4 protein-coding genes, 1 tRNA gene and 1 pseudogene are annotated in these 14,325 nt (G+C 36.1%); 5 read left to right on the top strand and 1 reads right to left on the bottom strand.

Translation table 11 applies throughout. The annotated features are described in order from the left end of the window. The first annotated feature begins 24 nt into the window (after positions 1-24). A tRNA-Met gene (locus tag AC6ER8_RS03005) sits at positions 25-101 on the top strand. A 617-nt stretch (positions 102-718) separates the two neighbouring features. Here the strand turns inward: AC6ER8_RS03005 and AC6ER8_RS03000 are convergent. Beyond that, positions 719-1,069, bottom strand: a pseudogene (locus tag AC6ER8_RS03000) (hypothetical protein); the annotation flags it as partial. Positions 1,070-1,500: 431 nt separating this feature from the next. Here AC6ER8_RS03000 and AC6ER8_RS02995 point away from each other — a divergent pair. The 4 genes from AC6ER8_RS02995 (at position 1,501) to AC6ER8_RS02980 (ending at position 13,718) form a co-directional block, all read left to right on the top strand. Then, positions 1,501-4,710 (top strand): autotransporter family protein, encoded by a 3,210-nt coding sequence (locus AC6ER8_RS02995; RefSeq protein ID WP_497079205.1) that lies wholly within the window; start codon positions 1,501-1,503, stop codon positions 4,708-4,710. A gap of 1,043 nt (positions 4,711-5,753) precedes the next feature. Beyond that, the gene (locus AC6ER8_RS02990; protein ID WP_497079203.1) at positions 5,754-9,020 is read left to right on the top strand and encodes an autotransporter family protein; all 3,267 of its coding nucleotides are present in this window, start codon (positions 5,754-5,756) and stop codon (positions 9,018-9,020) included. 54 nt (positions 9,021-9,074) lie between these two features. After that, on the top strand, positions 9,075-9,338 hold the full coding sequence (locus AC6ER8_RS02985) for a hypothetical protein (protein WP_497079201.1): 264 nt from the start codon (positions 9,075-9,077) through the stop codon (positions 9,336-9,338). 1,863 nt (positions 9,339-11,201) lie between these two features. Further along, entirely contained in the window at positions 11,202-13,718 is a 2,517-nt protein-coding gene (locus AC6ER8_RS02980) for an autotransporter outer membrane beta-barrel domain-containing protein (RefSeq protein WP_497079199.1), read from the top strand. Positions 13,719-14,325: the final 607 nt, after the last annotated feature.

The raw sequence follows: 14,325 nt of genomic DNA, 5'->3' as shown, positions 1-14,325 counted from the left end.
TATTTGCAGTCATTTGTTTATTTTGGCGGAGTAGCTCAGTAGGTTAGAGCAGAGGAATCATAATCCTTGTGTCGGGGGTTCAAATCCCTCCTCCGCTACCATTTTCCTTTATTGTTGTAGCTTGCCAGCAGGTTTTGTATATTTTGACACTAGATTTTATACCAATTTATTTTTTTCACATGATTTTTAAAAGGGTTCTCAAAGAATCTTCAAAGAGCATTTTAAAGACTCTTTAATGTGTAGCTCAGCCCAACATCTATTTTATTCCCTTTTTCTTCAGTAATTGACTAAACATTACCGCTTAAACGAAAGGAATTCGGTCAAGTTGACCGAATTGCTCGTCATTGTGCCGTTAGATCAACCTGATCCTATTGCTCCTTTAAGGAATAAGGACAACTTGTCCCAATTGCCTTCTCCTACTCAAAGTGCAAACATTGCATTTTGATCTTAGGACGTATTATAATCGATCAAAGGTACAGATTGCATTTTTGATTTTTCATCTCCCTCATACACAATTTCATTGTAATTTAAAGTTACTTTTCCCGTTTCAAAAATAGGATCAACTTGACCCAATTTTTCTTCATCATGCAATTGTGCAATGTTTGTACTATCGCTCCTTATCTGCAATTGGTGCAACTTGCACAAATTGCTCTAAATGTTCATCGTTACCGATCAAAGGATCAAGTTGACCCTTTGTTTTCTGCTCTGACAAAGTTTCCTTTTCTCCTGTTTCCTTTCTTTGATTTGGTGCTTCTAGGATAATTTCTGTGATATATCCGCTTTGTTTTTCATAGCGCTGGATCACCATTACGGCTTGCCATGAACCATTGATCTCTCTGCGAAACCCTTGCAATAAAAACGGTTGACCTGCCATGATCTCAGAGCACCTCTCGAGGGTCAAAGAACCACTGCCCATACCACAGCAAAGCCTATCCGACTCAGAGGCTGCTGCTGCTTGTGCTTGCTGTTCACAAGGGTAGCAGATCCGCAGACGGCGAATGGGCCCCGTATACCCCGTGTGATGCTTGATAGAATGCTGTTGTCCTTTTGATGAGCGATCAAAAGAGCTTTATAAGTATATAAAGTTTTTTTGATTTTTTTATAAGAATTTCTCAAAAGATTTATCCCTTTATTGATTTTGAGATAACAGCGTCAAAAAAATCTCTAACATAGGGACTATTCTTTCTTATTCTTTTTTCTATATTTTATTGTCTTATGCACTTTTAAAACCTTCAACATAAACGCACGAAGGGGAACACATAATAAGGCCTAATATAAATAAAATATGTTCACAAATAAATATACTGTAGTTTTATATAAATATTAAAATAATATTATAATAGATTTATACTATAAAAACATTATGTATTTTATTAAAATAATAATTCTTATACTTTACACAAAGATAAAAATAACCTATTCGTGTCTGAAGATAATCATCCATTTAATATCCTTCTTATAAGCGGGGGACTTTTGGAATTTATAAGAAGGATAAATCTTATGTGTAGAAAACACACTTTATCATGCACAGTTGCGACAATTGTTATGCTTTCTAGCGCCCATTTCAACGCCCATGCTTATCCCATTCTCTCAGCGACAGATGGACAAGAGATAACTGGCAAATCAGGCACAACCTATGAAAAAATTGAAGCAAAAAGCAGCAGCATAATCCATGGTAAAGATTTAACAATTCATGGACCTACATATGATCAGGAAGTGCCTAGAAAAGATGAGCATGATAATCAACTTACGGGTGAAAATGGTAAACCATTATACGATCATTATTATTGGGCAAACGGAACCGGTGCAGAAGCATTTGGGCATAGCCATATTGATTTGGAAAATGTAATCATTAAAAATGTAGCAAAGGGGCTTGTTATCAATGAAAATAGCGAAATCATCATCAATGGTGGAAGCATTACTGCAGGGAAAACGAAGAGTCAGCAAAGAATCGCTGGGATGAAAATAAGTGACCAGAGTACCGCTCAACTCAATGATGTCACCGTTGATGTGACAAATGGATTAGGAGCTGAAATAACAAACTCTGTATTAAATATGGTCGGTGGTTCCATAACATCTTCTACAAATGCTGTTTCCTTTGTGAACAGTGCAGGAGAAGAAAATAAGCTAGAAAATGTGACGATTACTTCCGGAGAAAATGGAATAACAACCGATGCCAGTACAGTCACTTTAAAAAACGTAATCGTTAAGGACGCCAAAAAAGGTCTTTTTTCGGATAAAGGTTCTCAAATAACAGTCTCGGCCAGTTCATTTAAAGGAGACAAACTCGAATTAGGAATATATGCTGGAAACGGTAGCAATCTTATTTTGGAAGATGGTGTTAAAATTGTCTCTACTCAAAATGGGATACAAGCAGAAAAATCAACAATTACGATGACAAAAGGAGCTGTACAAACAACTGGCTCACAATCTGCATCCTCTGCCATCCACGCAAAAGCTGGTGGGCAGATTGATCTTACAGATGTTGCTATAAATGCTCAAGGAAATGGGCTTCTGGCAGAGGGACAAGACGCAAAAGTCTCAATGACAGGGAAAACATTAGAAACAGCTGGTGAACAATCTGCAGCCTATGCTAAAGCTGGTGGACAGATTGACCTTACAGATGTTGCTATAAATGCTCAAGGAAATGGGCTTCTGGCAGAGGGACAAGACGCAAAAGTCTCAATGACAGGGAAAACATTAGAAACAGCTGGTGAACAATCTGCAGCCTATGCTAAAGGTGGACAGATTGACCTTACAGATGTTGCTATAAATGCTCAAGGAAATGGACTTCTAGCAGAAGAACAAAACGCTAAAATCTCAATGACAAGAGGAACATTGACGACAATGGGGCCACAGTCTGCGGTATACACAAAAGCCGGTGGACAGATTGATCTTGAAAATGTTGTCATAAATGCTGAAGAAAATGCGCTAAAGACGCAAGGTAATCAATCAAAGATCATGCTAAAAAATTCAAAAGTTTTTGCTGATCTTTTATTAGTCGCCGCTGTTGATACAAAAAAACCTGGGGTATCTTACGTAACTGCAGATAACTCTATTTTAGAAGGTGGCGCAAGAATTTTAGCCAATGACTCTGATAACGTCGATCAAGCATCTTTAAGTCTCATAAATGGCTCAAAATGGCTTTTAAAGACCAGTACAAAAGAAAAAGATGCTGATGGCAATCTACTTGATATTACCAAAAGATCACGCTCTGATGTTGCTGTGCTTAATCTTGATAATAGCTCTATCACTTTTGATGCACCAACTGAAACACAATATCAAACGCTTCATATAGGGGCTGGTAAACGAGACACTTCTGCCGTCTACAACGCAACAGGAAGCGCAAAAATTTATTTCAATACGAAATGGAGCGATGGCGCGGCAATAGCCAAACAAAAAACCGATCGTCTTCTCATTCAAGGCGACGTATCAGGTATCACAACCATTTATTTCCAAAATCCTTTAGAAAAAGGAACTATACAAGCAGACGATTCTGACCCCTTAAATACCCTTGGCATTTCGCTGGTTCAAGTTTCTGGAAAAGCGAATAAAAATGCCTTCAAACTAGAGCATGACTATATGGCAATAAAAGGTTTGCCTTATAAATATATCCTTAAAGCTTATGGAAGTGATGCAAATTATGGCAAAGCAAATGCTAACCAAAACCTGTTAGGAAACGGTGATGATTTTTGGGATTTTCGTTTACAAAACGAATTTCTAGATCCTCATTTAAGAATAAAAGCAGTTCTTCCACAAGTACCAAGTTATTTGATCATGCCCAATGCGATTTTCTACGCTGAATTGACTGATATGGCTAAGCAAAATGCACTGTTAGCCACTATGAGAACATCTGCCTTAGGGAACAAACAAGAAAAACAAAACGCCTTCTTCTTATACACTTACGGCAGCATAGGAACATTATCCTCGCAAAACGCTCCACGTCAATATGGTTATAGCGGTGCTCATCTTCGCTATGCTGCTTTACAAGGTGGTGTTAATTTTGCAACATTAGAAGGACAAAACACTACAACACATTTGGGTCTTTTTGGAACCTATGGACGTCTTTCTTTCACCCCAAAAGAAATACAAGACGCAGGGAAGAGTACACTCAATAAATGGTCACTCACAGCCTATGGATCCATACAACATGACAATGGCGTTTATCTTGATACGCTGTTATCCTATGGTATCCTAAAGGGGGACATCACCAATGCCCTCATTGGCAAAACTGCAGAATTTAAAAATGCAAAGATGTTGAGCATCTCCACCACTGTTGGCAAGCAATTTGCAACCGGTATTGAAGGCGTAACGTTTGAGCCACAAGCACAGCTTGCTTACCAATATTTAACGTTTGATACCATTGCAGATGCCAATGGCTTTAATGTTGATATGCAAAATCCGCATCAATGGGTGATCCGTGTTGGTGGACGTTTGACCAAAACCGTTGTCACAACTGAAAACGGGCGTTCTTTTTCCTTCTATGGAAAAGTGAATGCAACCAAAACTTTTGGCAATAAGCAAGCAATATATATTGATAAAGATTATCCACTGGATTCTATGGGGTCTTTTCTTGAAGGTGGACTTGGTCTTAGTGCGCAATTGTCTTCAAAGCTCTCCCTTCATGCTGATGTTAGTTATCAACAAAAGCTGCAAAAAACCGGTATCTCTGGAGCAAGCTTTTCAGGCGGAATACGCTATAAGTTTTAAAGAAAAACTATAATAACAGCCATTCTATTCAATTTAATAAAAAGGCAGCATATTATGCTGCCTTTTTATTCTGAACATTCTTTCATGAAAAAGATCGCTCGAATAGCTTTGTTGTTTATTTCCTAAAACACCATTTTCATCAAGATTTATTGATTGATAAGGCTAGCTATTATTTTGGAAACATAGAAGCATATCAGATTGGATGCGTTCATCTCTCTCAAATAAAATATCACAAAGCACTTCCATCCCCAAGTGAAAGCAAAGTCTTCAGAAAAAATACCTAGAGAGGATTATACCCAACCCAGATTTTACTGATATAATATCGGATATAATATCGCTTGTTTCATAAAATCCCCTGCCCTTTTGATCAAGAAAAATGTAAAGTAATTTTGATCTGGAATATGTCAAAGCCCTAAAGGATAAAAACGGAGCCCCTTTAATAAAAGTACAACCTCTCATAAAGATGCCATTTATTGGCCACAACACTATTCATTTCAAAGCTTCAACGTGAAGATTTATATGAATAACGTCTTTAAGTTTAAGATATGCCTGTTTTAACACCTTCAATTAAGACAAACGCTTATGAGAAGTTTTCTCCTCATCAAAAACCTTCAACAAATTTTACTTTTCATACAATATTAATTAAAACAAAATAAAATATAAAAAAACTGTAAATAATAGATAGTAAAATATCTATTTTGTTTTTTAATAAATTGATATGAAAATAATTATCAGAATTTTTATTAATTTAATAAATAACAATAAGTATTTTTTAAATGCTATATTTATTAATTATATTAATGCCGTATCATATAACAAATAATTCTATTATATATGACAACTAAATAAACTTATTTAATAAAACATAAACTATATACAACATCAATTTCTGCACAGATTACTTAAAACCTTTGACAAAAAAACAACGATATCCTACTACGCTAGAGGAAATTTAACAAAACTAAAAGCAATAATTCATTTTCTATTCTTCTTATGAAGTTCGGTGGGGGAATGAATATTGGGGGCTTCAAAGGAGAATACAGATGTATAAAAAATCCCTTTTATCATATACAGCAACAGTCGCGATCATACTCTCTAGCATGCATTTCACTGCCCATGCTGAAGCTCTTAAAGCTTCAGGAGAAGGGCAAGAAGTTACTGGGAAAACAGAAGAAAGCTATGAAATTATTCACGCAGAAAAGGGTGGAAAAATCACTGGTGAAAACTTAACAGTTACCGGAAGTTTATCCGCACCTTCTCCAATACCACCCGCTGCTGTAATAGCTGAAGGCAAAGGTAGTATAATCACATTAATGGGAGATAAAACAACCATTAAAGGAACTGACTCAACCATTATCCACGGTCTTAAAGCAAAAGAAGGCGGCGTAATTTCTATGACTGGAGGCTCCATTATTGCTTCTGAGTTTGGTGCGACCTTCGAAAACAGTAACAGCAACAACAACAAACTGAAAAATGTAAACATAAAACAAGCAAGAAAAGCCATTGTTGCAGATAGTCAATCTAAAATAGAGATCATTGGAGGATCATTTGAGGCACTGGAGAATACAATATCTGCTTTAAACGGCAGTACCATTAATATAAAAGATGGTGCGACAATTAAATCATCTTATGGAAATGGGCTCTATGCAGAAGGTGAAAACTCAAAAATTATAATGACAGGTGGAACAGTCAAAGCAACAAATAAAAAAGCTGCATTGCGAGCAACAGAAAATGGATTCATCAATGCCACGGATGTTACTCTAACAACAGATGATGATGGAACCGGTGCAATTGCATATGGTTCGAAAAGCAAAATTGAATTGCACGGACATACAACAATTGAAAATACGTTTAACGGTCTTGGAGCAACGAATGGGGGTAAAATTGTTAGTGATGGGCATTTAAAAATAACCGCCGGAGAAACAAATTCAGACCCCGAAGAAGATCGCTCTGGTATATGGAGCAGCAATTCTGGTAGTGAAATTATTTTAAAAGGCAATACAACCATTGAAGGTTTTTATGAAGGCCTTTATGCAGATGATGGTGGAAAAATTGTTAGTGATGGTGATTTAACAATAATTGGCGGTAAATCTGAAGAATTAACCGTTGGTTTAAACATTTGGAAATCTAATAGCGTCGTTGAATTAAAGGGAAAAACAACTATTAAAGATGTTGATAGTGGCCTCTTTGCAACTGAGGATGCTACAATTAAAGCAAATAATAGCACTAAAAATGAGATAGAAGCAAAAAAAGTTGCGTTAGCCGTAGTAAATGGCGGTCATATGGATCTCAAAAATATTTCTGCAACAGCAGACATTGCTGGCTTACAATTCACAAATTTTTCTGATGATGATTCACTTCACCCAAGTGATCCACAAAAATATCGTAGCAATGAAATCAATTTAAGCCATGCAATTTTTCATATTGACAATGGCACAGGAATTTTCATTAGCGTTTTGACCCCCAAGGACAATGATGATGATGTTCCCAATCTATCAATTGGTAAAGTTAATCTTATAAATTCAAAAATCAGCGCCGATGTTTTATTAAATGACGGTAATTTTTGGGACAAAATTTCTTTGAAAGATAAAAATATCTGGAATGGTAAAGAAGTTAAGAAAATAACCAATGGTAGCTTCACCTTAAACGCAGATCATTCCACTTTAGAAGGCAGAGCAAACATTGCACAAGAGAGAAATGTACGCTTTAATCTAAAAAATGGGACACAATGGCTCTTAAAAAACAGTACAAAAGAAAAAGATGAAAATGGAGAACTCCTTGATATCGCTCAAAGATCACGGTCTGATATTTCCACGCTTAACCTCGACAATAGCACGATTGCCTTTAGTGGACCAACGGAAGATGGTCATTACCACACATTGCATATAGGATCTGGTAAACCAGATGACACAAAAGTCTACAACGCTTCTGGAAATGCAGAAATTCACTTCAACACAGCCTGGAGTGATGGCATTGCCATAGCAGATCAAAAAACCGATAGACTGTTGATCCACGGTGATGTCACTGGCAAAACAACCGTTTATATTGACAGTGATAGAGGAAAGGAAAGTTTTGTAGAAAATGCTTCTGACCCTTCAAACACTGGTGGGCTTTCACTGATCCAAGTCTCTGGAGAAGCAGAGGAAGATTCCTTTAAATTAGCGCATGGTTATACCACAAGAGGTGGTTTGCCTTATAAATATACGCTAACCGGTTACGGACCAGAATCAAGTCATGGCCAAGCAAATATTGACCAAAACCTCTTTGATACAAAAGATGAAAATTTTTGGGATTTCCGTTTACATAAAGGCTTTCTTGATCCTGATTTAACCGCCGAAGAACTTGTTCCACAAGCAGCAAGCTATATCGTCATGCCGAATGCTCTCTTTCACGCTGGATTAACCGATATTGCTAAACAAGACGCGTTTTTAGCCAGTATGAGAATGTCAGCCACAGAACAAAGACAAGGACTGGGACAAGGAATAAAGAACGCATTCTTCTTAAACACCTATGGAAATACAGCAACCTTATCTTCCAAACGTGGTCCTCTCAAATACGGTTATGGAGCTGATTTCCGCTATGCTTCTCTCCAAGCCGGTGTTGCATTGGCAACCTTAGAAGGACAAAATACCACAACTCATCTAGGATTGGGGGGAACTTACGGACGCCTCTCCTTTACGCCAAAAGATATGCCAGATGCAGGAAAGAGCACGTTGGATAAATGGGCCGTGACAGCCTATGGGAGCATAGAACACAACAGTGGTTTCTATATCGATGCACTTTTATCTTACGGTATCCTCAAAGGCCATATCACCAATGCCATCAGAGGAAACACTGCAAAATTAAAACATGCAAAAACACTGAGTATTGCCGCCACCATTGGGAAACAATTTGCAACGGGTCTTGAAGGCGTTTCTTTCGAACCACAAGCCCAGCTGGTGTATCAACGTTTAATGTTTGACACCCTTGTCGATGTCGATAACTTAAAAATTGATATGAAAAATCCTCATCAATGGTTAGCACGAATTGGTGGACGTTTAACAAAAACAGTCTCCATTCAAAAGAATCGTCCTCTTTCTTTTTATGGAAAAGTAAACCTTCTCAAAGCCTTTGGAGATGATAGTACAATACAGATGGGCAAAGACTTTGACCTTGACACTACCGGAACCTCCCTTGAAGGAGGCGTTGGCATCAATGCGCAACTTTCTCAAAATCTCTCCCTTCATGGTGATGTCAGTTATCAACAAAAGCTGCAAAAAACCGGTATCTCTGGAGCAAGCTTTTCAGGCGGAATACGCTATAAGTTTTAAAGAAAAACTATAATAATAGCTATTCTATTCAATTTAACAAAAAGGCAGCACAATATGCTGCCTTTTTTATTCTGGACACTCTTTCATGAAAAAGATCGCTCAAATAGCTTTATTGTTTATCCCCTAAAACACCATTTTCATCAAGATTTATTGATTGATAAGGCTAACTATTATTTTGGAAACATAGAAGTATATCAGATTGGATGCTTTCATCTCTCTCAAACAAAATATCACAAAGCGCTTCATCCCCAAGTGAAAGAAAAACTCTCAGAAGAAACACCTAAAAAAGGCTATGTCCAGCAGATTTTATTGACATAATATCGCTTGCTTCATAAAATCCCCTGCCCCTTTGATCAAGAAAAATGTAAGGTAATTTTTATCTAGAATATGTCAAAGCCCTAAATAATAAAAACAAAGCCCCTTTAATAAAAGTACAATCTCTCATAAAAGTGCTATTGTATTGGCCACAATACTATTCATTTTAACGATTCAACATGAAGCTCTTTATATAATGTTTTTCCACTCAAAATAGGCTTTTCCTTCTCTTTACATGAATTTTCCAGCCATATTTTATTCGCGAATTTATCCATAAAACTTAAGAAAAGTGCATTTTTAAATAATATACAGACAACCATATTGAAAGAAGATTATAAAAGACCCTTGCTATATACCCCATTCTTTCAATTAACACGCTTAACACCCATCTATAAAGCTTCATTGAACCTTCTCTGATGTTTTTAAGCAAAAAGTTTTGAGAAAGCTCACCTCTCCTATCTAGCTCATCTCACTGAAAGAAAATAAAACAATGGAAAAACGATCAAAATCCGTAGAATAGAGATGAATTTATTAAGTGCAATATGATACTATCAATCATAAAATGATATTGTAAAACAACTCAATTTTATAAATATTAATATTTAAACAAATTTTCGTATAAATTAAATTTAAAGTAAAATATATCATTATTCTTTAAATATATTACATACAAATTTAATATTATAATTCAATATTTACTATATTAAATATAGTTTTAGATAAAATTATATAAATTATTTATTTTAAAGCTATAAATATAAATTAATTAAATATTTATAACAAAAAAAATAATCTACTGTAAACAGAATATGTAACAATTTTACTATTTTCTACCTATTATGTAGAAACTAAATTTCTTGAAGTCTCTGGTGCAAAAAGCATATTCAACAAGGCTTATGAGATACTTCATGCAAAAAATCATCGACGAATATTTAACAATAACAAAAGAATAGAAATACAAATTATTGGACCTTAAAATGTTTCTACAGCTGTAAAAGCTAAAGAACCGAAACGCATAATTATTATAAATATAAAGAAATTAACGGATTTATTTTATTGATTTATAAATAGAGTATTCATTGTTGTGCCTGTAAAATGAGAATCCAGAATACCGGAGGATTCCCCCATTCCAAACCTGTTCTCTATTTCCAAACCTGTTCTCTGTTAAAGTCATTCGCTTATACATCACGAACAAAGAGAATTGTGTAAATAAAAACAATACAAGTAAAGCCTAAAATGCCTTTTTATGAATGATCTCAAGACCAAGGGGTATATCGCCATATTGGAGAGGCCCAAGTGTATGATGGGCTTGTTTTTTCATGAAGGTGTAACCTACTCCTTCACAAGCATAAAATGATCGGGCTTAACCTCAATGGCTTTATCGTTATATTATTCACAGATGCCGGCGCGAAATGGGCTATGTTACCTCAGAAAAATGGGCTCAGCCCCTTTAAAAAAAGTCTCTTTAAAGAAAATCCATAAATATTCTCCTCTCTCTTCTTAGTGCAGATCCTCTTCTATAGCAGAGAAAATTGACTGAATTTTCTGAATGCCTAAAACAATCCATCTCAACATTATAAAGCTTTTATAATGACGATCCTAAATAAATAATTTTTAAACAGCGTGCTTCATCATGTTTTTAGCATAAACTTACCAAGCGAAGTTTTGTAGAATTCATTTTTTCTGACTTTTTATAATCATATAAAAAGCTTTTCTAAAACAAAACTTCAAATCATAGAGAACACCACAATATAATTTGTTTTGTTGTTTACAATAAAAACATAATGATATAAAAGCTCACTGGGTACTTGCGCCATCAGGGGAATGAAGTAAGCATCAAAGCATACCAATATTAAAGGCATATCTATGTGTAAGAAATATATTTATAAAAAAAATTTTTTGTTATGTACAATTGCTGGAACTTTGATTTTTTCTCATTTCGGTTCAACTTATGCAAATAAATCAGCGCCTGAAACTCCTAAAATTTTGGGGAAAATTGAAGTAAATAAGGGAGAAAAAAAGACTTTTAATAATGTTCTTGTTAGCGATAAAGGGCCTGGAGTATTAGCACAAGATAAAGCAGTTATCACAATTGAAAAAGCAACAATACACACAGAATTGTCTGCACTTTCTGCATCAGAAGGTGGACGCATTCATGCTAAAGAAATCGAAGCAAATACATTCTACAAAAGTTTAGAAACTAAAAACGGTGTAATTAACGTTGAAGATTCAACCATCATTGTTCAACGAGGAGGCGGAGGCGGTATCGTTTTTTATGAAACAAAGGATTCTGCACTAAAAAATGGGGACAAGGTTATCAATAGGGTCGTTCTTAGCAATACAAAACTTCTTGTGGAAAGTGGTACCGGTATTCTTGGCCCCTACTGCTCAAAAGCTGTTGCTGAAGTTCAACTTAAAGACTCAGAAATTCGAGCCGACGTATTATTGAGAAATAAAACGAAACGTAAATATTATGACGAAGACACTCTTCCTGTTACGCTTGCATTAACCGCTGATAATTCGACGATAGAAGGAAGAGCAAGAACTTTAAAAATAAATACAACGGTTTTGACTTTAAATAACAAGAGCAAATGGCATTTAAAAACCTCTCAAGAGGAAGTTGATACTGACTTTAGTACATTTAGTTACGATCTCAGTGATATTAAACAACGAGCACTTTCTACTGTTTCAGTACTCAATCTTAATGATAGCTCTATCATCTTTAAAGCGCCGCAAGAGCGGGAAAAAGACCACTATCACACCTTGCATATAGGACGAACAGCTGAGGTTCGTAGACCGCAAGAAAGTACAATTCCTGATATAGAAAGCGCTTACCGTACAGTTTACAATGCTACAGGTGATGCAAATATTTATTTTAATATTGAATGGAGTGATGGTCTTGCAAAAGAACAGCAAAAAGCTGACCGCCTTCTTATTCTCGGAGATGTATCAGGCACCACAACAGTCCATATCAATAACCTTGCGAAAGGTGAGGCGTTAAAAGCTAAAGATGCTGTCTCCTCTAATATGCGTGGGCTTTCACTCATTCAAGTCTCTGGGCAAGCAAATGAAGATTCTTTCAAACTTGCACGCGGCTATACCACAATGGGAGGCTTACCTTATAAATATATACTCAATGGCTATGGCCCCACATCTAGCCATGGACAAGCCGATAGCACACAAAGTCATTTCAGTGGAATATCGCAAGAATCGGGAGAGAACACCCTCAAAGACTACACAATCTATACCATATCAGGAAAAACGATCGAAGGTGTTTCACCAAAAGAGAAAGATGCGAAAGGTGCTGGTGCAACATCCCTTGAAAAAGCAGACAATGTGCCGCCTTCCTTGGAAGAAAAACAAAGTTTCTGGGATTTCCGCTTACAAAGTGCAACTCTCGATGATGAAGGAAAAATTAAAGCTCTTGTTCCTCAAGTCGCAAGCTATTTGGTCATGCCAAACGCACTATTTTCAGCTGGATTAACAGATGTAAACAATCAAAATACTTTACTAAGTACAATGCAAGAAGCCGCCTTTGAAACAAAGGATTATAAAGATAAAGGGATCTTCTTCTCAGCTTATGGCAACAAAGTAACATTATCCTCTCATCGTACGCCATTACAATATGGCTATGGTGCTGATGTTCACTATGCTGCCTTACAAGCCGGCATGGCATTCGTCGCTCTAGAAGATGAAAATATAATCGCTAATTTTGGTCTTTTGGGAACATATGGGAAATTAGCTTTCACCCCCAAAGATATGGAAGGAGCTGACAAGACTACACTCGATAAGTGGTCAATTGCTGCATATAGTGGACTGCGCTATAAGAATAGCACATATATCCATGCACTTTTCTCCTATGGAATGCTCAAAGGGGATATTACCTCAGCGCTCGTAGGAAAGACTGCACAATTGACGAACGCTGATACGTTGAGTGCATCGGCAACTATTGGACAAAAGTTCGAAACCAGCATGAAAGGATTGGCCTTTGAACCACAAGCACAAGTTGTTTATCAACGTCTTATGCTTGGCACACTCTCAGATGTTGATGGCTTTGATGTGAATATGGGCAATCCTCATCAATGGTTGGTGCGTGTTGGAGGACGTTTGACGCAAACAACACTTTTTGGTCAACAAGACACTCCCCTTTCTTTTTATGGTAAATTAAATATTGTTAAGGCTTTTGCCGATAATGGCGCCATACAGATCGGTGAATCTTTCCACCTTGATTCTATGGGAGCTTCTGTTGAAGGTGGACTTGGTGTGCATGCACAATTATCAAAAAACATTGCTCTGCACGCTGATGTTCATTATCAACACAAGCTTCAAAAAGCTGGTATATCTGGAGCAAGCATTTCAGGTGGCATTCGCTATCAGTTCTAAAAAAGCAAAAAACAATTTATATTACTCATTTTAGCAAAAGGCAGTACATTCCGTACTGCCTTTTTCAATCTATGGAAAACATCAATCAATAAAGATTCTTCCTATACACCTTTCTTGAAAAAATTAATCTCATTCAAATCCAATGTAACAAAATCCTCTATCTCTCAATAACGGTTGAAACCTCAAGAGAGTTGTCTTTTTGATTGATAAAAATCAAACGGATTCAATGAATTTATATATCGATATAAAAATACAAAGTATTTTAGTTTTTTATAATATAAAATACATAGTAAATACTTCTATGTATAAGAAAACCAATTAAACACTTTTTAAGCATACAACGCTGCTTTTACAAAAAATTTGTAAAGTTTCCATAACAACGGCTTTAAGCAATAAACGCTCTTTAAAAATATTTTGATTCTTTGTGCCTTTAAACAAAATACTTATCAAATTTGCTTTTCTGCAATCCATCATTACGAATGCACTTTCTATGTTAAAAGCGCTGCTAAGATTAATTTTAAACATAGTGCAATATTTCGTTTTGTTGTTTACAATAAAAACATAATGATATAAAAGCTCACTGGGTACTTGCGCCATCAGGGGAATG

Source organism: Bartonella sp. SL320 (assembly GCF_059687635.1).
The sequence above is the reverse complement of the archived record's forward strand: the minus strand, read 5'-3'. Positions and strand labels throughout refer to the sequence as shown.